This is a genomic window from Clostridium tertium (assembly GCF_017873245.1).
Classification (GTDB): domain Bacteria; phylum Bacillota; class Clostridia; order Clostridiales; family Clostridiaceae; genus Clostridium; species Clostridium tertium.
Genome location: NZ_JAGGJY010000006.1, coordinates 115,507 through 139,867 on the forward strand (window position 1 = coordinate 115,507; position 24,361 = coordinate 139,867).

The following is a 24,361-nucleotide window of genomic DNA, read 5'->3' on the forward strand; positions in this document are numbered from 1 at the left end:
CTTTTAAAATAATAAAAAACAAACAAAGAAAATTTGAAATTATACTAAGTTCCCATATATTTACAAGTCTTTGTTTTGAGAAATATATATGATATAATGATTTGTGCAAAAATATGACTAGGTTTGTAGTATTAGGGATAAATACTTAGAAAGAATATATTAATACTGTAAGGTTTTATTAGGGGGATACGCTTTGAGTAATATTAATTTAGATATTAATGTAGAAGTAGAAAAAAGAGATAATAGATTAATATATAACTTATCAAAAAGGATAATTGACATTATAGGTTCATTGATTGGATTAATATTATTAAGTCCTATATTAATAATAGTTGGGATATTAATAAAGTTTGAATCAAAAGGACCAATTGTATTTACTCAAAAAAGAGTTGGTAAAGATGGAAAAGAGTTTGATATGTACAAACTCAGATCTATGGTAGTGAATGCAGAAGAAATAAAAGAAAAATTAAAAGAGCAAAATGAGATGTCAGGTCCTATGTTTAAGATGAAAGATGATCCAAGAATAACTAAAGTTGGTAAGTTTATAAGAAAGACAAGCATAGATGAATTGCCGCAATTAGTAAATATATTAAAAGGTGATATGAGTCTTGTTGGGCCTAGGCCAAGCCTTCCGAATGAAGTGAAGGAATTTGAGACATGGATGTTAAAAAGGCTTAACGTAAAACCGGGTCTTACTTGCTATTGGCAAGTAATGGGGAGAAATAATATAGATTTTGAAGATTGGATGAAGCTTGATGTTAAGTATGTAAATGAAAGAAGTTTTTGGCTTGATATAAAGCTTATATTTAAGACGGTTTTTGTTTTATTTGGAGATAGAAATGCGGCATAGTGATGTTAGTTTTTTTGAAAGTATAGGTTTATTTTCTGATAATTGGAGGGGGTATAATGGCTATTTTAATTACTGGTGGCCTTGGTTATATAGGAAGTCATACGGCCATAGAATTGTTGGATAATGGGTATGAGATTGTTATAGCTGATAATTTATACAATAGTAAATTAGATGTTTTAGATAAAATAAAAAAAATAACAAATAAGATACCAAAGTTTTATAAAATAGATTTATTAGATGAACAAGCGGTTGAAAGCATATTCAAGGAGAATGATATTGAGGCAATTATACATTTTGCAGCATTTAAGGCAGTTGGTGAATCTTGTACTATGCCAATCGAGTATTATCATAATAATATAACTAGTACATTAGTGGTTTTAAAAGCAATGAAAAAATATAAAGTAAAAAAATTTGTATTTAGTTCATCAGCTACTGTCTATGGGGATGCTAAAAGTATGCCTATCAAAGAAGATTTTCCATTATCAGTAACAAATCCATATGGAAGAACAAAACTAATGATTGAAGATATACTTAGAGATACATATAAAGCAGATAGTAGTTGGGGGATTACTATTTTAAGATATTTTAATCCAATAGGAGCGCATGAAAGTGGGGAAATAGGAGAAGATCCAAATGGAATCCCAAATAATTTAATGCCTTATATTACAAAAGTAGCTGCAGGGGAATTAAGTGAACTTAAAATTTTTGGTGATGATTATAACACTAAAGATGGAACAGGAGTAAGAGATTTTATTCATGTTGTAGACATTGCAAAGGGGCATATAAAGGCGCTAGAAAGCTTGAAAAATAAATCGGGAATATTTACATATAATCTTGGAACAGGTAATGGATATAGTGTGTTGGAAATAGTCAAGGCTTTTGAAAAAGTAAATAATATAAAGATTCCGTATAGAATTGTGGAAAGAAGAGAAGGAGATATAGCAATATGTTATGCTGATTCAAGTAAATCAAATAGAGAATTAGGGTGGGTTGCAGAAAAGTCACTAGAAGAAATGTGTAAAGATTCATGGAGATGGCAGAAAAATAACGGCAATTATTAAAAACGTAATATTCTAATAAAAAGTCTCAGGAATGTGATTTATTGTTATGTAAGTGTATTTTATTAATTTACATAATAGATAATTGAAATGGAATTTTTATAAGTTTTTACTTAGATGATTTAATTAAGTTAGTTATAATAAAATTATATTTAGGAGAGTAAAATGAATAAAATTAAAGTGATGAGTATATTTGGGACAAGACCGGAAGCTATAAAAATGGCACCTTTAGTTAAAGAACTGGAAAAAAGTAGGTATATAGATTCGATTGTATGTGTTACAGCACAACATAGAGCTATGCTGGATCAAGTATTGGAGTTATTTGATATAAATCCTGAAGTAGATATGGATATAATGAAAGATAAGCAAACATTAACTGGTATTACAAATAGGGTTTTAGAAGGGTTAGAAAAAATATTTGAAGAGGTTAAACCAGATATTATTTTAGTACATGGAGATACTACTACAACATTTGCTGCATCATTATCAGCTTTTTATAAACAAATTAAAGTAGCACATGTAGAAGCCGGATTAAGAACCGGAGATAAGTACTTTCCATTTCCAGAAGAAATGAATAGAAAGCTTACAGGATCAATTGCAGATTTACATTTTGCACCAACATATAGCTCTAAAAAAAATTTACTAAAAGAAGGTATTAGTGAAACAGAAATATTTGTAACTGGAAATACTGTGATAGATGCTATGAATTATACTGTTGAGGATGATTATAAATTTAAAACTGAAGAGTTGAACGAGATAGACTACATGAATAAAAAAGTAATTATGGTAACTGCTCATAGAAGAGAAAATTGGGGAGAAGGAATTGGTAATATATGCCTAGCATTAAAAGAGATAATTGAAGGAAATGATAATGTAGAAATCGTCTACTTAGTACATTTAAATCCAGTTGTAAGAGAGGTTGTGGAAAGACATTTATCTGGATTAAAAGGAGTTCATTTATTGCCGCCTCTTGATACAAAAGAAACTCATAACTTGATAAATAAATGTTTTATGGTAATGACTGACTCTGGTGGATTACAAGAAGAAGCACCACATTTAGGAAAGCCAGTTTTGGTTTTAAGAGATGTAACAGAGAGACCAGAAGCTGTAGAGGCTGGAACTGTTAAGCTAGTTGGAACTGTAAAAGAAACGATTATAACTGAAGCTAATAAGTTAATCAGAGATAAAAGTTCATATGAATTAATGAGCATGTCTATTAATCCTTATGGTGACGGTTTAGCATCACAAAGAATAGTAAAATTGATTGAAAATTACTTTAATAAAACAAATAACTATATAAGCGAGTTTAAAGTTTTATAGATAGGAGTATTGTATGCATAATTTATTTAAACTAAATTTCTATGATAGGAATTTAAATTGTTTATTAGAATGTTTATGTGAAGATATAGAATCAAGAAAAAAATCAGCGGTTTTTACACCTAATATTGATCATATAATTAATAATTTTGATGATAGTAGGGTCAATGATGTTTATGCTAAAGGAGAATATATAATAGCTGATGGATGGCCATTGGTTGCAACAGCTAAACTTAAAGGTAAATCAATACATAGAATAACTGGTGTTGATCTAATGGAAAGTTTGCTTAAGGTCGCTAATGATAGGAATTATAATATTTATTTTTTGGGGGCTAGGGATAAAACGTTAGATAAATTGCTGGCTAATATCAGAAATAAGTATAATAATATAGACAATATAAGAGTACATAATGGCTTTTTTAAAGACGACAGCAAAGTTATAAATGATATTAATAAAGAGCATGTTGATATATTGTTTGTGGGAATGGGAAATCCAAAACAAGAACTTTGGATTAAGGAAAATTTTAATTTAATAGATGCTAGTTTAATGCTAGCTGTAGGTGGGGCGTTTAATATATTTTCAGGTGAGGTTGATAGAGCGCCTAGATGGGTTCAAAAAATTGGGATGGAATGGTTTTATAGATTCCTAAAAGAGCCTAAGCGACTTTTTCATAGATATTTTATAAAATATCCTAAGTTCATAAAAATATTTTTTGAGGAGCTTTTTAAAAATGAAAACTAAGAAGAAAATTCTTATGATAGACTTAGGTAAATCATATGGTGGAGCTGAAAAACTTATCGAGAACATAGTGATTGGACTAAAAGAAGAATTTGAATTTACATTAGCATTAGACAATAATGGTGAGTTTAGAGAGAAAAGTCATATTGTGAGAGAGTGTGATATTATATATTTAACTAATGATATTAAAAATTTATTATTTAATGTTATAAAGCTAAGGAATTATGTGAATGCAAATAAAATAGATATTATTCATTGTCATGGAACGCCTAGCAATTTGATTGGATTAATATTGAAAAAAATTTGTAGAGTAAAGTTTATTACTACCATTCATAGTGATTTAATGTATGAATTTTATGGCAAAAAAAGGAGCATATATTCAAGAATAGAAAGGAATACGTTAGAAAATTGTGATTGTGCAGTTGCAGTTTCAGGGGATTTAAATTCTAAGCTTAAGAAAAGATGCAAAAAAAATAGAGAAAATATTTTACTAATTCGTAATGGAATAGATGTAAAGAAAAATTGTAATATCAAAAAAAATGACAATGAGATGTTTAAATTTCTGTTTGTGGGAAGATTAGTAGAAATAAAGAATATCCCACTTCTTTTAGATGGATTAAAGTACGTTAAAGGTGTAAATTCAAGATTTATATGTAATATTATAGGTGATGGAGAGGAAAGAGAATCTATAGAAGTATTAATTAAGAATTTAGATTTAAGTGATAATGTAAAATTACTAGGATATAAAGATAATATTCAAGAATATATGCTAGAGTCTGATGCATTAATATTAACATCTAAAATGGAAGGTATACCAATTACAATTATTGAGGCTTTTGCTAATAAGATACCAGTAGTATCAAGTGCGGTTGGTGGAGTTTTGGAAATAGTTGAGAATAACAAAACGGGTGTATTGTATAGTTTAGATGATAAATTTAAGTTTTATAACATATTACTAGAATTTGTGAATGGAGAATATAAATATAGTGATATAGTTGAAAATGCGTATGATGAGTATTTAAATAAGTGGAATTGCAATGTATTGATTCAAGAATATAAAAAAATATATTTATAGTAATAGCTAAAAGGAGTTTTAATGAAGGATATAATTAGTAAATATTTAGTTAATAAGATTACAAGATTTTTAGTAAATAGATTTAAATTTAATGAAATAGAAATTAATTTTGTGGAAAAATTAATAAATTTAGTAATAATTAATTTAGTTTTAATATTTATAACTATGTTTAATAAAATGCATGCCTTAAATATAGTTATAATGACTATATATACTATATATATAATTAAAATGGATTCAGATGAAACTTTATTAAATACAATTATTTTTTTCTTAACATCATCATTTTTAATTGAGAATTTTTGGTACGCCACATATATCACTATTAATACATATGCATTTTATTTGAAACCAATATTAATGATGATAATATTATTCAAGATACTAAGAGAAAGAGAAAAATATAAGGGATTAATTAAAGACCCGATTGTATTATTAATCATACTATTAGCCGTTATAAATTTATTAAGAATATTTTTGGGGGGATATAGTTTAAATGATTTTATAAATGGATTTTATAGTTATTTTATTATTTTCACATTTTACATTTTTGCTGCAATTAATAAATTTGAATATAAATATTTATATATTACAATACTTTTAGCGCAATTACCTTTAGTATTATTTGAGTTGTTAATTTACAAGGATCAAGATCAGATTACAGGTATATTTGGATTACATGCTACTAATTGGTCAATGCTAATAATTTCTATTTCTATATATTATATTTTTACAATGTATATGCAAAAACAAGTGAAAATAAGAAGATTTATATTTATTTTGATTTATACATTTTGTATATTTATGATAAATGAAACTAAAATGGCTTTTTTTATAATTCCATTAAGTTTGCTAATATTAATTTTATGCAATAAAGATTCATTAAAGAAAAAGATAAAAATTATTTCTTTCATAATTATGACATCATTAATTTGTATGATAGGAATTATAAAAATATATCCATCATTTGAGAATATATTATTTAATCCTAAAATGATAGCTGATTATGTATTTAAACAACACTCTGGATTTTATCAATATAATAGGTATGAGAATTTAGTATTTACAAATGATGTTTTTCTTCCTGAAACTATTGATAAATTTATAGGAATAGGACAAGGAAGTGCAATACCAGATAGAGAACTATCTTTAGATTTGTATAATAGGGGAAGGTATTTTACTGATACTCCGAATTCCAGTAAGTATAATGAATATAAATTATGGGGATATCATCAAAGTTCATTAAATACAATGTTCATAGATATAGGTATATTAGGTGTTGGAATATATATACTTATAATTATATTTATGATATATAAAAGTATGAAAATCTATTTAAAATCAATTGATTTTAAAGATAAAGCTTTAGGGATGGCGTATACATTATATGCTATAGGATGGATTTTTGAGTTTTGGTACACAGATGTATTTTATATTGTGAATTCTAGTATGTTTTTCTGGGTATTTTCAGGAATTATTCATATGAAATATTCTAAGTTAAAGAGCATTACAGAGTAAGAGGAGATTATTAAATTGGTAAGTGATTTAGTTAGTGTAATAGTATTGACATATAATTCAGAAAAGTTCATAGGTGAGACACTAGAGAGTATCTTGAATCAAACATATGATAACATCGAAGTGATAATAGCTGATGATTGTTCAAAAGATAATACATTGATTGTTGCAAAAAAGTTTTTAGAAGTATATGGAGCTAAAAATTTTAAAATTATAAGTATGGATAAAAATTCTGGAATTCCAGCTAATTGTAATAATGGAATAAAGAATTCAAATGGAAAATTTATAAAAATTATTGCTGGAGATGACATTCTATTACCTGAATGTATATTAGATAATGTTGAGTTTGTAAAAAAGAATAATTCGAAAGTTCAATTTTCAAGAGTAGTCAATTTTATTGATACTGAAGGTAAAAGACTGAAATTAAAGAGTCCATATAGATATGATAAAAAGAATAATTGCTATGATTCAAAAAAACAGTTATATAATATGATATTTAGGAATTATATTCCTGCACCAACTGTGTTTTTTTCACGAGAAATATTCACTCAATATGGGTTTTTTGATGAAAAGTACAGATTTTTCGAGGATTATCCTATGTGGATAAAACTTTTGTATAATGGGGAAAAGATATATTTCTTAGATAAGGATACTGTATTATATAGACAACATTCTAATTCTTTGAGTAACTCTTCAGATTACTTAATAAATGAAAAGATGTTTGAGAATCTTAACGATTTTATAAATAATGATATAATAGGAATTCTTAAAAAAGATAAAAAGTATATGTACATTTATCATAAAAAAATAGAAATTTTAAAAATGAAGTTTATAATAAATAGTGGAAATAAAAAAGGAATATTCGAAAAAATAGGGAAACTATTAAATTTTTTAGATCCATTATGGATAGCAAATAAGATTAAATAATTAAGAATATAATGATATTTATAAAAACAAATTTTTGAGTATGTGAGGTAATTAAGATGAAAGGAATAATTTTAGCAGGTGGGTCAGGTACTAGATTATATCCAGTCACTAAATCTATGTCAAAGCAAATGGTACCAATTTATGATAAGCCTATGATTTACTATCCTATGTCAGTATTAATGTTAGCTGGGATAAGAGATATATTAATAATATCTACTCCAAGAGATATTATTAATTTTAAAGAATTATTTAAAGATGGCTCAGAGTTTGGATTAAGCATAGAGTATGCAATACAAGAAAAGCCTAATGGATTAGCAGAGGCATTTATTATAGCAAAGGACTTTATTGGAGATAGCAATGTTGCAATGGTATTAGGAGATAATATTTTTTATGGAAGAGGATTAAGCTCTTATTTAGAAAGAGCATCTAAGATTAAAAATGGAGCAATAATTTTCGGTCAATATGTACATAATCCGAGGGAGTTTGGAGTAGTTGAATTTGATGAAAATGGTAAAGTAATATCTTTGGAAGAAAAACCTATAAAACCAAAATCTAAATATGCAATTCCTGGATTATATTTCTATGATAATTCAGTAGTTGAAAAAGCAAAGTCTTTAAAACCATCTGAACGTGGAGAATTAGAAATTACAGACTTAAATAGAGTTTATATGAATGAAGGAAAATTAAAGGTTGAGATATTCGGTAGAGGAATGGCGTGGCTAGATACAGGGACTCATTCATCAATGCTTAAAGCTTCAAACTTTGTAGAAGCAATACAAACAACTCAAGGAAATTATATAGCTTGCCTTGAAGAAATAGCTTTTAACAATGGCTGGATATCAAAAGAACGAGTGAAGGAGCTAGCTAAGCCATTAATGAAAACAGATTATGGTAAATATTTAATGGATATTATTGAAGAGTAGGGGGATTAATATGAAAACTTATTTAGTAACTGGCGGAGCTGGGTTTATAGGCTCAAACTTTGTGTTATATATGCTTAATAAATATGAAGATATAAGAATTATAAACTTAGATAAATTAACTTATGCGGGAAATTTAGAGAATTTAAAGAGAATAGAAAATGATTCAAGATATATATTTGTTCAAGGAGACATATGTGATATTGAATTAGTATCATCACTATTTGAGAAGTATGAAATAGATTATGTTGCTCACTTTGCAGCAGAATCTCATGTGGACAGAAGTATAAGAGAGCCAGAGGTTTTTGCTAAAACAAATGTACTTGGAACAGTGAATTTATTAAACTGTGCAAAAAGTGCTTGGGAAACTGAAGGTGAATGGAAAGAGGGCGTTAAGTTCTTACATGTTTCAACAGATGAAGTATATGGTTCTCTTGGAGAAACAGGATACTTTATGGAAACAACCCTATTAGATCCTCATAGCCCATATTCAGCAAGTAAGGCTGGATCAGATATGATGGTTAAGGCATATGGAGATACTTATAAAATGCCAGTTAACATAACAAGATGTTCAAATAATTATGGACCATTCCAATTCCCAGAAAAATTAATACCACTACTTATTAATAATTGCCTTCAATTAAAGGAATTACCAATCTATGGTGATGGATTAAATATAAGAGACTGGTTATATGTTGAAGATCATGCTAAGGCAATTGATATGGTTATAAACAATGGAAGGGTTGGAGAAGTTTACAATGTTGGTGGAAATAATGAAAGAACTAACATTCAAATAGTAGATACAGTTATAAAATATATCAATGAAAATGTAGATAGTAAAGTAACAGAAAACTTAAAGAAGTTTGTTGAAGATAGAAAAGGTCATGATAGAAGATATGGAATTGATCCAACAAAGATAAAAGAAGAGCTAGGATGGTATCCAGAAACTACTTTTGAAGTGGGAATAGTTAAAACAATAAAGTGGTATCTAGATAATAAAGAATGGATGAGTAATGTGACATCTGGTGAGTATTTAAATTATTATACTGAAATGTATAAATAATTTATATGAAATTGGAGAAGAAATATGTTTAATACAGGATTAATAAAATTCAAGAATATAAGTGATAAATATGGATCATTGATACCAATCGAATCAAAAAAAGATATACCATTTGAAATAAAAAGAATTTATTATATAAAAGATGTTAAAGAAGAGGCAGTAAGAGGATTTCATTCTCATAGAATGTTACATCAAGTATTAATATGTATTAGTGGAAATGTAAAAATTAGATTGAAAAATGGATTAGAAGAGAAAATAGTTCAATTAGATAACAGTGATTATGGACTATATATAGGACCAATGATATGGAGAGAAATGTTTGAGTTTTCTAATAATGCAGTACTTTTAGTATTAGCATCAGAATATTACGATGAGTCTGATTATATAAGAGATTATGATATTTACTTACAAGAGGCTAGAAAATTTTTTTAGGAGATGATTTTATGATAGTTCCGTTTGCGAGTTTTGAAAAAATGCATAGTGAGATAAAAGAAGAATTAAAAGATGCATTTGAAAATGTTATAAATTTAAATTGGTTTATAAAAGGTAAAGAATTAAGTGAGTTTGAAAAGGAATTTGCTAATTACTGTGATTCAAAATTTTGTATTGGATGCGGAAATGGATTAGATGCACTTATGTTAATACTAAGGGCATATGATATTGGTGAAGGAGATGAAGTTATAGTACCTGCAAATACTTTTATTGCAACGGCATTAGCAGTTTCTTATGTAGGTGCAACACCAATATTAGTTGATAACAATGAATTATATAATATTGATTATACAAAAATTGAAGAAAAAATCACAAATAATACAAAAGCTATAATAGCAGTTCACTTATATGGTATGCCAGCAGATATGGATAAAATAAATGATATAGCTAAAAAATATAATCTTATAGTTATAGAGGATGCAGCACAAGGTCATGGTGCTTTATATAAAGGTAAAAAAGTAGGAAGCTTAGGAGATGCAGCAGCATTTAGTTTTTATCCAGGTAAAAATTTAGGGGCTCTTGGTGATGGTGGAGCAGTTGTAACTAATAATGAAAAAGTTGCAAAAAAAGTAAGTACATTGGGGAGCTATGGATCAAATAAAAAATATCATCATGTATTAAAAGGCGTAAATTCAAGGTTAGACGAAATACAAGCAGCATTTTTAAGAAAAAAATTAAAAAAATTAGATAAATGGAATGAAGATAGAGAAAGAGTTGCTAACTATTATTTAAATAATATAAATAATGATAAAGTAATATTACCTAAAGTTACAGATAGCACAAAATCTTCTTGGCATTTATTTGTAATTAGAGTTGGTGAAAGAGATAGATTTTTAGAATATTTAAAGGAAAATGAAATAGAGGCGTTGATTCATTATCCAATCTCTATAAATAATCAAGAAGCGTATAAAGAAATGAAGGATGAAAGATTTGAAGTAGCGGAAAAATATGCTGAACAAATAGTAAGTCTTCCATTGTGGTATGGCATGACAGAGGATATGTTAAGATATGTATGCGATAAAGTAAATGAATGGAAGTAAGCTTATAAATTTAGTGTAAAGTGTAATAAGTAGGGTTAGTTTTACTATCCCTATTTTAATAGAGGAGATAAAATGAGTAGAACGAAACTATTTATACATAATTTTTTAGTATATGGATTAGGTAGTATTATAAGCAAAATAATACCTTTAATTATGTTACCAGTAATAACATCAATTATGACTGATACTAAGTATTATGGAATAAATGATATGGTAAATCTGGTTATAAGTTTTGCTAGTGCAATAGCAATGATGGGTATGTATGATGCAATGTTTAGAATGTTTTTTGATAAAGAAGATGATAACTATAAGAAAAGTATATGTTCAACTGCATTATTTTTTGTTATCTTATCATCTTTAGTTATATGTATAATAATGTTTATATTTAGAAAACCAATATTAAATTTAATAATAAATAATGTTGAGTATAATTTATTATTTTTCATTATAATATTTAATACATTTTTGACTGGAGTTCAAGGAATAGTATCTGCACCTACTAGGATGCAAAACAAACGAAAAGTTTTCTTAGTAACAAATACATTAACACCAGTTTTATCTTATGCTATAGCAATTCCATTATTATTAAAGGGAATGTATGTATATGCTTTGCCATTGGCAGCTGTTAGTTCAAGTCTAACTATGGCTATAACATTCTTTTTTTTAAATAGAGAATGGTTTTCGATAAGGGAGGTATCAAAGGAACATTTAATATCACTAATAAAAATAGGTGTTCCATTAATGCCAACATTTTTAATGTATTGGGTATGTAATTCATTTGATAGAGTAATGATTAAATCTATGTTAGGGTTAGACGAGTTAGGAATATATAGTGTAGCAAGCAGGATAGCACAAATATCTCAATTTATATATACAGCTTTTGCAATGGGATGGCAATACTTTGCATTTTCAACAATGAATGATAAATATCAAAAAAAATTAACTGCAAATATAGCAAACTATTTAATGATAATTTCAATAGTAGCAACAATCGGAGTAACAGCATTATCTAAGGTGCTATTTTTTATTTTAGCAAAAGGGGAATATTCAAATGGATTCATTATTTTACCATATTTATTTATATCTCCTTTATTCTTAATGATTTTCCAAGTAATAGGAAATCAATTTATTATTATAAAAAAGACATATCCAATACCAATGATACTAACAGGAGCTATAGTAGTAAATATTTCATGCAACTATTTATTGATACCTAAGATTGGAATTGAAGGGGCATCAATTGCAACTATGCTTGGATATATGATGGCAGTAATAGTAGCTTATTTAATAACTATAAAAGTTAAGTTATTAGAGAAAGAAAGTAGAATTTTAGTATCAATAATAGTATTTTTTATATATCTATTTTTGTGGAGAATTTTTACTGTACAGAATGTTGTTAAATCTATAATATTAACTATTCCTTTTTTGATACTTTATTTAATAATTTATAAAAAGGAAATTATTATCATTATAGGGAAAATAAAAAAAATAATTGAGGGTGTAAAATGAATATTAGAAAAGGTAAAGGCGTAACAATTAAAGATAATGTGATTATTGGGGAAAATGTTGTTTTGGAAGATAATGTATATATAGATTATGGTGCAATTATAAAAGACAATGTTCATATAAAAAATAATACTTTTATTGGTGCTAATTGTATAATAGGTGAATATTTATACGATTTTTTTGAAGATAAGGAAAATAAAAAACATTCATTAGTAGTAGGATCAAACTCTATAATAAGGAGTCAGAGTGTTATTTATGGTGAAACAATCATAGGAGATAATTTTCAGACTGGCCATAGAGTTACAATACGTGAAAAAAATAAAATAGGAAATAACGTTAGAGTAGGAACAAATTCTGATATACAACATGAATGTAAGATTGGAAATTATGTTTCTATACATAGTAATGCATTCTTAGGCGAAGAAACAGAAATAGAAGATTTTGTTTGGATTTTTCCTCATGTTGTTATAACTAATGATTCAACACCTCCATCTAATACATTAAGTCCTGTGAAAATTGAGAAATATGCAGTTGTTAGTGCTAGAAGTACAATACTTCCTGGTGTAGTAATAGGTGCAAAATCATTAGTATGCGGTGGTGCATTGGTAAGTAAGGATGTACCGAAAGGGTATGCAGTTGCAGGGATACCAGCTAGAGTGATAAAACATACTGAAGAAATATTAAACAAGCATACTGAAGAATCAGCATACCCGTGGATGTATAAATTTGATAGAGGAATGCCATGGGATAAATTGGGATTCGAAGAATGGAATAAAAATAATTAGCATTAAATTATACAATTTATAAATGATTATATTACATGTAATAGTTATTTAAAATATAAATTAATTGTTGAATTATATAAAAAATAAATAGAAAATATAGTTATATAACAAATCAGTTTAAATTTATGTAAAATCAAGGCTACTGATAGAATATCAGTAGCCTTGATTTATAAAAGTTTAATTAATTTCATTTATATAGAGATTAGACTATTTTACATCATTAAATATATAATCTCTCATCTGCTTAACAGTAGCTTCTTTATCAAAAGTTAAATAATAAACTCCATCAATCATGGTTCCTTCACCATATCCATCTCTAGGAAATCTATCTTGTTCTAGATTATTTCCTATTCCAAGTACTTTTGTACCTAAAGAGAGAATATCTCCTGCATTTAAGTTTGTTTGAACATATGGTAAAACTTCATTTAATAGTGAATTATATGATGTAACTGATGTGCTTGTTAATTTATTAAACAAAGCATTAAGAACTGTTCTATGTCTTTGTGTTCTTTCATAATCACCACCACTAGTATATCTTATTCTTGAATATGCAAGCGCCTGAGTACCATCTAAATGTTGAACTCCAGCATAACTTATATGTGGAGAATAAGTTCCATCTTTTGCATTAATATCATCAATATACGAATTTATATATTCGAGTTCTTCTTGTGTTATTTCAATATCAATACCACCTAAAATGTTTATAATTGTTGGTAATGATGAGAAGTTAACTGATACAAAGTCTTCTATGTTTAAACCGAAGTTTTCGTTTAAGGTTTTAATTGCTAATTCAGGACCACCAAATGCATAAGCATGATTTATTTTATCTTGTCCATGTCCATCAATATATACATAAGAATCTCTCATAACAGATGTAATTTTTAATTTATTGTGTACAGGATCTAATGTAGCTATCATAATTGAATCTGAACGACCGGTTTCACCATCTGTTGCATCAATTCCGAAAAGAGCTATATTTTTAATTTTATTTACATTTTCATATTCTTTAAATTCATCTTCTACTATTCCTAAGTTATCTTTGTTTAATTTAATATTATCCATCTTATTTAATAGACCTATTACATAGCCACCGCCAACTACAGCAATTGCGAGTATTACACATAAAAAGCCTATAAAAATTTTGAAACCTAAGGATTTTTTCTTCTTCTTTTTATTTCTTTTTTTAGATTTATTATTTTCCATTTGTGACATGGTTACACTTCCTTTCAAGTAGATATTTTATCATAAAGCAATGATGCCTTCAATTTAAGTGTTAAAATGTAATAAATAAGTATAATTTAAAGGCCTGGTTCATGCTGATATGATATATTTAATGGATCAGAGGTAAGTGCATCAAATAAAGATGAAACAGATTTATAACCAATACCTTCTCTAATCATATCTCTATTGTCAAGCTTATATTCAAAACAAGCCTTTAAAATCTTATTTTTTTCGGTTTCATTATCTGAAATACTTTCAATTAATAGTCTATTATTATTTGTAGGAATTAATTCCTTTCGACCAAAGAATTTACAATCTTTTATTTGACCTGATTTATATAAATCGTATATTATGTTACCTGTTTTTAAATGTTGTTCATGTAAATCGTATTTATAACTGTGGGTAACATGCGTAACATTACTAAATTTACTTTCAAAATCTAAAACGGTATTTTTAACTAGGTTTTCATCTAAATTTTTTTCAGATTGATTTAAGAATACTAAATTTTTTTCTAATATACCTAGTTGAGCTGTTGCAGCTCTAAATTCATTATTTCTTAAAGCTGTTTTTTTCTCCAGACTAAGATTACTGTATCTAGGATTATTAAATACTCCACTTTCATCACCATCACTTATAAGAACGACATACACATTTTCAGCTCCAACTGCTTGAATGGCATCTACTATGGCACTTCCTGCAAATATAGTTTCATCGTCTTGATGTTGAGAATAAAATACAACTTTATCAGAGTAAACATACCCTTTAGCTCTATTTATGGCTGTTTGATTAATATCTCCAAAAACAGTTAAGCTTTTAGTACCAGCTATAACTGATTTATCTGAATTATTATCTATAAGAACTACGGGTTCTTTTAGTGCTGATGATGTTAAGGCATCTATAAGTTCATCTGCTTTGCTTAAATTTAGATGAGTTCTATTAGGAAAAAACTTTTCTATAACATTTTTATTAGTTTCAAACCTATTTTTTCCATTTAATCTTTCTGAGAATTTATCGAAGGATTCATTTAAAACACCAATTCCACCAATTGTATAAGATTTAATGTTTCTTTTATACTCAGTAGTTTTTCCATCAGTTAAAATTACTGGATTGCCTGTGTTTGCAGCTACAGGGGCAATGCTCATAGCATCAGCTTCTCCAATTAGTCCATTTACATAGTAAATTTCCTCTATAGGTTTAATTTTTTCAATTTCATTAGCAACAGAATAAGAAGTTAAAAATCTATCTTTGCCTCCTAGTCTAACAATTGTCTTTCCAAGTTTTTTTAACTTATCTTCTATATTTTTTGATATTACACCTTCGCCACCTACTAAGTATATAGTTTTTACTTTCTCAATTCTTTTTAAGGTAGAGTCTGGAATATTATTTGTTTCAGTAAGTAATATTGGTGCGTCTAAGGTTCCACTTAAGCCACTTGCTGATAAACCATCAACTAAAGATAGTCCATTAACTAATATAGCTGAAGAGTACTGTAATTTATCAGCAATTAATGCTGCTGTTTCGTATCTATTTTTTCCAGCTACATAATTTATGGGGAACGCTTGTACAGAAAAAGTTGAAATAGATATAAAAGATAGTGATAATATTAGCGTCTTTAAAAAATTTTTTTTCATTTTAAAACTCCAATCTAGTAAATAATATAAATTATAACATATTATAATCTAATATTATATAATTTACATAATTCGCATAGTATTTACTTCATTTTATCACCAGGATTTCTTGAAGTATTTATTTCGATAATATATAATTATACTATGTAAAGTTTAATATAAATAAAAAAATGAAGAGAAGAAAGGATGGGGATCTTGGGAAAGAATAAAACTTTAAAGATTATAGGATATATAGTAGTATTTGCACTAATTTTTAATCTTGTTTCACCTTTATTTGACACAAAAACACATGCTTATGAAAATAGTTCTAAAAGGATAGAACAAGAATTAAAGAAAATTGTCTCTAAATATGGAGAAGCAAATGTAGTATTTGATGATGGGATGTATATTTATATTGGTGAGGAAATTGACCTTGTTGATTCTGAGAAGTATCAAGGAGTAATATGGAACTCTGAAAATGAAGAGATTGTCAAAGTAGAAAATAATAAATTAACTGGAATAAAAGAGGGTACGACATTTATTGTTGGTAAAAAGGATGAAACATATTATATAAAAGAAGTATATTCTTCTATGAAAAGTGTAAATGTAAGATCTATAAACAATTTAGAATCAAGAGCAAATTCACAATATGTTGTTTATATTGATCCTGGTCATGGTGGATATGATCCTGGTACTCAAGGTAATGGAATAGTAGAAAAAGATATAGTTTTAAATTATGGTCTTAGACTTAAAGGTAAACTTGAGGCAAATGGAATAAAGGTAATAATGAGTAGAACTTCAGACGTATATGTGTCGCTAGAAGATAGAAGTAAGGGTGCTAATAATGTAAATCCAGATATTTTTATTTCAATACATATAAATTCTGCAGGAGCTACCAGTGCTTCAGGAATAGAAACTTTCTATAAGAAAGACATAGACAAGCCTTTAGCAGAAAGTATTCAAAACAAATTAATTAGTTACACTGGTGCAGTAGATAGAGGAGCTAAATGGGAGGATTTCCATGTAGTTAGAGAAACTAATATGCCAGCAAGCTTAGTTGAATGTGGTTTTTTAACAAATGTAAACGAGGCTAATAATTTAAAAAGTTGGAACTATCAAGAAAAGCTTATAAATGCCATGTTAGATGGAGCGTTAGATTACTTATATAATAGTAATCCATTAGTAGCTAATAGAATATATGGAAGTAATAGATATGAAACATCTTATGAACTGTTTAAAAATGGTTGGAGTAGTTCAGAATATGCTGTTATAGCTCCAGGTTTAGATTATCCAGATGCTTTATGTGCAACCCCCTTAGCTACTAAGTATAATGCACCTATAGTATTAGCTGAAAATACTTCCTTGAAGAATCAACAAACACTTTTAAATTTATTGAAATCTAAGGGTGTAAAGACTGTATTTTTAGTAGGTGGGACTGGAGTTATACCTTCATCATTTGAAAGTGAGCTTTCAGCGCAAGGTATAAGTAGCAAAAGACTTGGTGGGAAAAATAGATATGAAACTTCAGTTGAAATAGCAAAGCAAGTAGGAAATAGTTCTGGTGAGGTTTCAATAGTAAGTGGATTAGACTTTGCTGATGGTTTATCAATATCATCAGTTGCAGCAACAAGAAATATGCCTATATTACTAACAGAAAAAAATCAACTTCCTAGTGAAGTATTGAATTATTTAAATGGATTAAATACAAGTAAGACTTATATTATAGGTTCAAGTGGTGCTGTATCTGATAATGTTGCTAGTAAACTTTCAAAAGTGGAAAGACTTGGTGGGAAAAATAGATACGAAACAAATAAGAATATCTTTAATAAGTTTAAATCTAGCTTAAATCTTAGTAACTTATATATAGCATCCGGATTAGATTTCCCTGATGCGTTATCTGTATCTGCACTTGCAGGAAAGAACTCTGGATTTGTTGTATTATCAAATCTTAATTCTGCAGAGCCAGATGTGAAAGAGCTTATGAAATCAATAAGACCTAATTTAGATAAGGTATATGTTTTAGGAAGTAGAGCTATTATAAGTGATAGTGTATTATATAATTTAGGCATAAATATTATAAAATAGAGGATAATTCTCAAATTTTGAATTGGCTAATTATTTCTGAGGATTATAAAATAAATAACACCTAATAAGAGTATTTATTCTTATTAGGTGTTATTTACTTCATTATAGAACATATAATTTTTGAAATAACAAATTTGTATTTTTAAAATTAATCATTTTAGACAATTTATTTATTTTATATGATTTTTAATAGTAAGTAGTAAGCTGTTTAATGAGTAATAAGGAGTTAACTCTCCGCCAAATTTTCTAAAATATTTTTCAATTGATGGTATCATAGATCCCTCAAAATCAAATACAGGAAGCTGTAGTATATTTTTAGTATATAAAAGGGCTTGCCAAAGTAAATAAGACATTCCGAAGTTATTTTCTCTAGAGATTCCACCCATTATATAATAAGCTCTTTTATTATCATAAGCTAGAACGCATCCACCAATTGCTTTATTGTTTTCATCGAATATAATACCTATAATACAATTATTATTTCTATTTAATTCAGTTAACAATTTTTTAGTAAGCATATTATCAAAGTTATTTATATTTTGACTGCTAAAGCTCTTATCATTTAGTTCAAAATAAGTATCTAAATATTCGCTAAAGCCCCACTTAACTGTTACATTGCTTTTATTTCCTTTATTTATTTTTGTTTTTTCCTGTAAATTACTCCAAAGAATATTTTCATCTACTAAATTTACTCTATATGTGTATCTTACTGAAGTTATATATTTATTCCAGATAAATGGTTGTATGTCTGTATGTTCTGGCGAAAAACTATAGTAAAGTAAATTTTCCTTTTTTAATTCCTTTATAAATATTTCATTTATCTCTTTTATGTTTGAGATTTTTTTAGAAATAGTTAATTTATGAATAATTGGAGATATCATAACGCCTCCAAAAGGTGTCATATGAGGCATAACAATAAAGTTTATTCCAAATTTTTTAGATGTAGGAATATAAAATGCTGCAATCCAATTTTTATTTGTATCTGATAAATAAAAGAATTTATATTCTTGGGCACTTTTAAAGCTTGACCCTATATTATTAAGTAGCCAATAGCTTTTGTGATAAAATGTCCCTTCAGGTGATTCATCAACAAATTTGTTCCATTTATCTAGTAGTTCTAAGTTCTGTATATCTATTTGATTTATCTGTAAGTTCATTTACTACCTCCTGATAGCTAACAAATTCTATTTTTTTACTATTGCAATAAGTAACAAGCCATATATACCAATCTTTCCAATCCTTCCATCCATTTGAGAAGTATTCTTGGTGTAAATTTATGTTAAAAATAATATCTTTATCATAGTTTAAATCTATTATTTTTTTTGTAAAATCTATTGCATATTTTAAGTTATATTTTTGAAGACCATTTTCTTGAAATAAATAACTATCCATTATATGAAAAGGAATTTCAATTAACCCTTCTTCAGTTATGTAAGGTTGTTTTAACTCCTTAGAATATTCTGTTGTATCAAAGGTATATCCTATATCTTTCATATAAGAAAAAGTATTGTTGTCCCTTCTCAGATAATGCATTCTAATTCCAATATCCTTGGTATTATGAAGTAAATTAAAGGTATCATATTCCTTTTTCATTTCATTAAAATTATTATAGGCTATTCCATGTAATCCAACATTTAAATTGTTTTTTAATATATATTGTATAGGCTCTTTAGCTGCTTCTGCTTTATAGGCAAGTGTATTATCATTTGAAGTAGCAAAGAAGTAAGTAGCCTTTGTATTGTATGTTACATCAAATTCAACTAGATTGTCTATATTTGTGAAATTATTTTTAATTATGCAATTTAGTCTAGATAGAAATGTCGATATATTTATTCTAAAGAGAAATAATTCTAGAAATGCACGAATAATCATTTTAATGACTATTAAATCTTTCTTATGTTCCTTTCTAGTTAAATTATCAACATCGTGAGATACAATTACTTTCATATTAAATCCTCCTAAAAAATGGAATGTATATCATGATTAATTATATAGCAAATACATATATTAGTCGATATATGTGAAGAAATCTTAAGAAAAGTATAAGGTTTATTTATTGTTAATTAGACATTATATGCTATAATTATATAAAAATGAAAAAATATAAATTGATAGGTGAATGAATGAATGGATTATTTAAAAAATTTATAGAATTTGCAATAGGAAATGGCTTAGTTATGATTTTAGGACTTGTTTCAACTCCGATTGTTTCAAGAATGCTAGAACCCTATGAAAAGGGAAGAGCCGATATATTCATAACATATACTAGCTTGATGGTTCTTATTTTAACTATGGGTCTAGATCAAGCGTATGTAAGATATTTTAATGAAGAAAATGAAAGAGGAGCCTTATTAAGAAGGGCTATAAAAGTTCCAATATTATTAAACTTTTGTTTAGGAGTAATACTTTTAATATTCTACAAACAAGTTTCAAATTATATGGTTGAAGAAACTTCGTTTTTTTTAGTATTCTTATTTGCGTTTCATAGCTTTGTTAGTATAATAAGTAATTTTGCGATGATTAATGTCAGAATGAAGCAAAAGGCTAAGACATATTCAATGCTTGGTGTTATTAATAAGGTAGCGTTTGTTATTTTTGTTGTATTGCTATTTTATGTGTTTAGAAATAATTACATGACATTAGTTCTTGCAACTGTTTTAGGTAATTTAGTTATGGTAATAATGGCAATCCTGATAGAAAGAAAAGATTGGTTTAGTTTTGGAAAAGGCGAGGAGTTAAAAACATCTTCTAAAGAGTTAATTAAATATGGTACGCCATTTATTTTTTCAATGGCTATAACTTGGGTGTTTCAATCAATAGATAGGATATCAATACAGCTTTTTAGTGATTATACTCAACTTGGATTATATGGTGGAGCAATGTACATAATTTCTATATTAAATACTGTACAAGGAGCTTTTACTACTTTTTGGGTACCAGTTGCTTATGATAAATATCATACCAATCCTGAAGATAGAAAGTTTTTTAGTAATATTAATGAAATTGTATCATTCTTTATGCTTATTATAGCAATAGGTTTAATAGCTACAAAGGATTTATTAATAATAATACTAGGTAAAAACTATGAAGGAGCTCAATTTATATTTCCGTTCTTAGTATTAATGCCAATTATGTACACTATATCTGAAACAACTGTTTTAGGAATTAATTTTAAAAAGAAAACTAAATATCATATTTACATAGCAGTATCATCTGCAGTTACAAATATAATAGGAAATTTAATTTTAGTTCCTTATTTGGGAGCAAAGGGTGCAGCTATTTCAACAGGATTAGCTTATGTTGTTTTCTTTGTAACTAGATCGTATTTTGGGAATAAGTTATACAAGGTGGAAGTTAAATATGCTAAGTTTTTTATAAGTGTTATTTCTGTTTATGTTTTAGCTACTATATCAAGTGTTTATAAATTTAATACAATAATATTAGTAGTTACTATATTAAGTACATTTGTTGTATTGTTTATGTATAAAAATGTTATTAAAGATTTTTTTACTATAATAAAGTCAATGCTTAAAGGGAAAAATAAATAATAAGTTAACGCAATTCCGGTAATATGGACAATATATCTCCATTAGTAGTATAATTGTAGAAGTTAATAGAAGTTTGAAAATTAATTAAATAAATGTTGGGAGAAGAAGAATATGAATAAGCTAAGAACTTTTATATTAGTAATAATAGATATTTTTATGGTAAATATGGCATATTTATTATCAATAAATATTACTTTTTATGAAAGATTTACTGAAATATCTACTATATATCAAAAAGATGTGGTTATTGTTACAATAATATATTTAGTATGCTTTATCTTATTTCAAATGTACAGTTCTCTTTGGCACCTAACAGGAACTGATGAATTTTTATTGGGTGCTGGTGGAGGAATTTTAGCAGGAGCTTTAGTTATATTATATACTAGAAGTATAGGTGCTACTATACCATTAAATGTTTGTGTTATTGGCACTATGCTTACATGTATTTTTGTTCTTGGATATAGGGTATTATATAGAGTTTATAGAAGAACATTATTATATGTTCCGTATAAGTATTCAAAGGATCAACAAAGGGTAATGATTATTGGGGCTGGATCAGCTGGAACTATGATTATTAATGAAATGCTTGCAAGAAGAAATCTTAAACTAAATCCAATTCTTTTAATTGATGATGCAGACTTTAAGCAGGGTAAAAGAATAAGTGGTGTAAAGGTAGAAGGAAAAAGAAAAGATATAATAAGGTTAGCAGAAGAGAGAGAAATAGATACAATAATTATTGCTATCCCATCTATTGATAATGAAAATAAAAGAGAAATTTTAGATATTTGTAAAAAAGCTAATTGTAAAATAAAAATAATACCAGGTATTTATGAAATAATATCTGGAGAAGCCACAGTTAGTAAGATAAAAGATGTAGAACTTGAAGATTTACTTGGAAGAGAGCCTGTTGTTTTAGATAACAAGGGAATTTCTGATTATTTAAATAATAAGGTAGTCTTAGTTACTGGTGCAGGAGGGTCAATAGGATCTGAATTATGCAGACAAATAGCTCAGTTTGGACCAAAACTTTTAATTCTTTTTGATATATACGAAAATACTGTTTATGATATTCAAAATGAATTAAAACACGATTATTCTAATTTAAATATAAAAGTATTGATTGGCTCTGTAAGAGATAAGGATAGATTAAGAGAAATATTTGATAGATATAATATAAATGTTGTATTCCATGCAGCAGCCCATAAACATGTTCCGCTAATGGAAGATAGTCCTAAAGAGGCAATTAAGAATAATGTTTTTGGGACATTAAATTTAGTTAATATATCTAATGAAAAGGAAATTGAAAAGTTTGTTCTTATTTCTACTGATAAAGCCGTAAATCCTACTAATATAATGGGAGCGACAAAAAGATTATGTGAGATGATAATACAATCATATAACACAATCAGCAATACTGAATTTGTTGCAGTTAGATTTGGTAATGTATTAGGTAGTAATGGATCTGTAATTCCTTTATTTAAAAATCAAATAAAAAATGGTGGACCAGTTACTGTAACTCATAAGAATATAACAAGATATTTCATGCTTATACCTGAAGCTGCACAACTTGTACTTCAAGCTGGTGGTTTTGCTAAAGGGGGAGAAATCTTTATTTTAGATATGGGAAAACCAGTTAAGATTTATGATTTAGCAATTGATTTAATAAAGTTATCTGGATTAGAGCCACATAGAGATATAAAAATAAAGGTTACTGGATTAAGACCGGGAGAAAAGTTATATGAAGAATTATTAATGAGTGAAGAAGGACTTTTAAATACAAATCATAGAAAGATATATATAGGAAGACCAACCTTTGATAGCATTGATAATTTAAGAAAGAAGTTATTTGATTTAAAATATATATTAGAAGAAAACGATGAAGAAAAAGTAAAAGAAAAGTTAAAGCAAATAGTGCCAACTTATAAAGAACCCAGTGAAGTGAATGAAGTAGCAATAACTGATAATGAAATAGTTGATTAAAACGTAAAGGGAGAAGAAATGAAAAAGATTAATGAGATTATAAAAAGAATATTTGATTTTTTAGCTTCTTTGTTAGGTATAATAATCCTATCACCAATACTGTTAATAGTAGCAATAGCTATAAAAATAGATTCTAAGGGAGATATTCTTTTTCTACAAAAGAGAATAGGAAAAAATGGAATTCCATTTTATATTTATAAGTTTAGGACAATGGTAAGTGATGCAGAAAAACTTGGAAAGCAAATTACAGTAGGAAAAGATAATAGAATTACTAAAGTAGGAGCTTTTTTAAGAAAATATAAAATAGATGAACTTCCTCAATTATTTAATGTTTTAAAGGGTGATATGAGCTTAGTTGGACCAAGACCAGAGGTTCCTAAATATGTAGAGTTATATACAGAATTAGAAAGAAGAGTTTTGGAAGTTAGACCAGGTATAACGGATTTAGCATCTTTAAGATATAAAGATGAAAATGATATTTTGGGGAAGGTAGATAATCCAGAAGAATATTATATAAATGTAATCATGAAAGATAAGCTTAAGTTAAATTTAGAATATATTGAAAAAAGTAATTTGATTTTTGATATTTCTTTAATTTTTAAGACAATAATAAAATGTTTATAAAGGTGG

The 24,361-nt window shown here is 27.2% G+C and carries 21 protein-coding genes; 17 read left to right on the forward strand and 4 right to left on the reverse strand.

Translation table 11 applies throughout. The features are described from left to right. Positions 1-202: 202 nt before the first annotated feature. The 13 genes from J2Z25_RS08705 to J2Z25_RS08765 all read left to right on the forward strand — a co-directional run bounded on the left by J2Z25_RS08705 (position 203) and on the right by J2Z25_RS08765 (position 13,287). A complete protein-coding gene (locus tag J2Z25_RS08705) occupies positions 203-850 on the forward strand; it encodes a sugar transferase (RefSeq protein ID WP_035285983.1) in 648 nt (215 codons plus the stop codon). A gap of 56 nt (positions 851-906) precedes the next feature. Beyond that, positions 907-1,911, forward strand: a complete 1,005-nt coding sequence (galE, locus tag J2Z25_RS08710; RefSeq protein WP_209739847.1) for a UDP-glucose 4-epimerase GalE — start codon at positions 907-909, stop codon at positions 1,909-1,911. A 162-nt stretch (positions 1,912-2,073) separates the two neighbouring features. Next, on the forward strand, positions 2,074-3,228 hold the full coding sequence (gene wecB, locus J2Z25_RS08715; RefSeq protein WP_209739849.1) for a non-hydrolyzing UDP-N-acetylglucosamine 2-epimerase: 1,155 nt from the start codon (positions 2,074-2,076) through the stop codon (positions 3,226-3,228). 13 nt (positions 3,229-3,241) lie between these two features. Continuing rightward, on the forward strand, positions 3,242-3,967 hold the full coding sequence (locus tag J2Z25_RS08720) for a WecB/TagA/CpsF family glycosyltransferase (protein ID WP_209739852.1): 726 nt from the start codon (positions 3,242-3,244) through the stop codon (positions 3,965-3,967). Beyond that, positions 3,957-5,039: a glycosyltransferase gene (locus J2Z25_RS08725; protein WP_209739855.1), complete on the forward strand. Its 1,083-nt coding sequence runs from the start codon at positions 3,957-3,959 to the stop codon at positions 5,037-5,039. The genes J2Z25_RS08720 and J2Z25_RS08725 overlap by 11 nt, the downstream gene beginning before the upstream one ends. A 21-nt stretch (positions 5,040-5,060) precedes the next feature. Then, complete coding sequence (locus J2Z25_RS08730; RefSeq protein ID WP_209739857.1) at positions 5,061-6,557, forward strand: hypothetical protein; 1,497 nt, start codon at positions 5,061-5,063, stop codon at positions 6,555-6,557. A gap of 15 nt (positions 6,558-6,572) precedes the next feature. Continuing rightward, positions 6,573-7,481 (forward strand): glycosyltransferase, encoded by a 909-nt coding sequence (locus tag J2Z25_RS08735; RefSeq protein ID WP_209739860.1) that lies wholly within the window; start codon positions 6,573-6,575, stop codon positions 7,479-7,481. A 56-nt stretch (positions 7,482-7,537) separates the two neighbouring features. Beyond that, on the forward strand, positions 7,538-8,404 hold the full coding sequence (gene rfbA / locus J2Z25_RS08740; protein ID WP_209739863.1) for a glucose-1-phosphate thymidylyltransferase RfbA: 867 nt from the start codon (positions 7,538-7,540) through the stop codon (positions 8,402-8,404). A gap of 10 nt (positions 8,405-8,414) precedes the next feature. Continuing rightward, positions 8,415-9,464, forward strand: coding sequence for a dTDP-glucose 4,6-dehydratase (rfbB, locus tag J2Z25_RS08745; RefSeq protein WP_209739865.1), 1,050 nt, complete (start codon positions 8,415-8,417; stop codon positions 9,462-9,464). Positions 9,465-9,488: 24 nt separating this feature from the next. Further along, entirely contained in the window at positions 9,489-9,896 is a 408-nt protein-coding gene (locus tag J2Z25_RS08750; RefSeq protein ID WP_209739868.1) for a sugar 3,4-ketoisomerase, read from the forward strand. 11 nt (positions 9,897-9,907) lie between these two features. Next, entirely contained in the window at positions 9,908-10,996 is a 1,089-nt protein-coding gene (locus J2Z25_RS08755; protein WP_209739871.1) for a DegT/DnrJ/EryC1/StrS family aminotransferase, read from the forward strand. Between the two features lie 72 nt (positions 10,997-11,068). Continuing rightward, complete coding sequence (locus tag J2Z25_RS08760) at positions 11,069-12,505, forward strand: lipopolysaccharide biosynthesis protein (protein WP_209739873.1); 1,437 nt, start codon at positions 11,069-11,071, stop codon at positions 12,503-12,505. Continuing rightward, on the forward strand, positions 12,502-13,287 hold the full coding sequence (locus J2Z25_RS08765) for an acyltransferase (protein WP_209739875.1): 786 nt from the start codon (positions 12,502-12,504) through the stop codon (positions 13,285-13,287). Before J2Z25_RS08760 ends, J2Z25_RS08765 begins: the two co-directional genes overlap by 4 nt. Before the next feature lie 207 nt (positions 13,288-13,494). On the opposite strand, the gene J2Z25_RS08770 is transcribed toward J2Z25_RS08765, so the two are convergent. Both J2Z25_RS08770 and J2Z25_RS08775 read right to left on the reverse strand, forming a co-directional pair. Beyond that, positions 13,495-14,499, reverse strand: a complete 1,005-nt coding sequence (locus J2Z25_RS08770) for an LCP family protein (RefSeq protein WP_008680505.1) — start codon at positions 14,497-14,499, stop codon at positions 13,495-13,497. A gap of 86 nt (positions 14,500-14,585) precedes the next feature. Next, complete coding sequence (locus tag J2Z25_RS08775) at positions 14,586-16,139, reverse strand: cell wall-binding repeat-containing protein (protein WP_209739878.1); 1,554 nt, start codon at positions 16,137-16,139, stop codon at positions 14,586-14,588. 186 nt (positions 16,140-16,325) lie between these two features. On the opposite strand from J2Z25_RS08775, the gene J2Z25_RS08780 reads away from it, so the two are divergent. After that, complete coding sequence (locus J2Z25_RS08780) at positions 16,326-18,203, forward strand: cell wall-binding repeat-containing protein (RefSeq protein WP_008680502.1); 1,878 nt, start codon at positions 16,326-16,328, stop codon at positions 18,201-18,203. Between the two features lie 170 nt (positions 18,204-18,373). On the opposite strand, the gene J2Z25_RS08785 is transcribed toward J2Z25_RS08780, so the two are convergent. After that, positions 18,374-19,360, reverse strand: a complete 987-nt coding sequence (locus J2Z25_RS08785; RefSeq protein ID WP_209739881.1) for a hypothetical protein — start codon at positions 19,358-19,360, stop codon at positions 18,374-18,376. After that, entirely contained in the window at positions 19,308-20,150 is an 843-nt protein-coding gene (locus J2Z25_RS08790) for a polysaccharide deacetylase family protein (RefSeq protein WP_008680496.1), read from the reverse strand. The genes J2Z25_RS08785 and J2Z25_RS08790 overlap by 53 nt, the downstream gene beginning before the upstream one ends. 176 nt (positions 20,151-20,326) lie before the next feature. Here J2Z25_RS08790 and J2Z25_RS08795 point away from each other — a divergent pair, with 176 nt between their 5' ends. From J2Z25_RS08795 to J2Z25_RS08805, 3 genes are all read left to right on the forward strand, one after another. After that, the gene (locus tag J2Z25_RS08795; protein WP_209739883.1) at positions 20,327-21,751 is read left to right on the forward strand and encodes a lipopolysaccharide biosynthesis protein; all 1,425 of its coding nucleotides are present in this window, start codon (positions 20,327-20,329) and stop codon (positions 21,749-21,751) included. Between the two features lie 111 nt (positions 21,752-21,862). Then, positions 21,863-23,731, forward strand: a complete 1,869-nt coding sequence (locus J2Z25_RS08800) for a polysaccharide biosynthesis protein (protein ID WP_209739886.1) — start codon at positions 21,863-21,865, stop codon at positions 23,729-23,731. Between the two features lie 18 nt (positions 23,732-23,749). Next, positions 23,750-24,355 (forward strand): sugar transferase, encoded by a 606-nt coding sequence (locus tag J2Z25_RS08805; RefSeq protein ID WP_209739888.1) that lies wholly within the window; start codon positions 23,750-23,752, stop codon positions 24,353-24,355. Positions 24,356-24,361 lie beyond the last annotated feature (6 nt).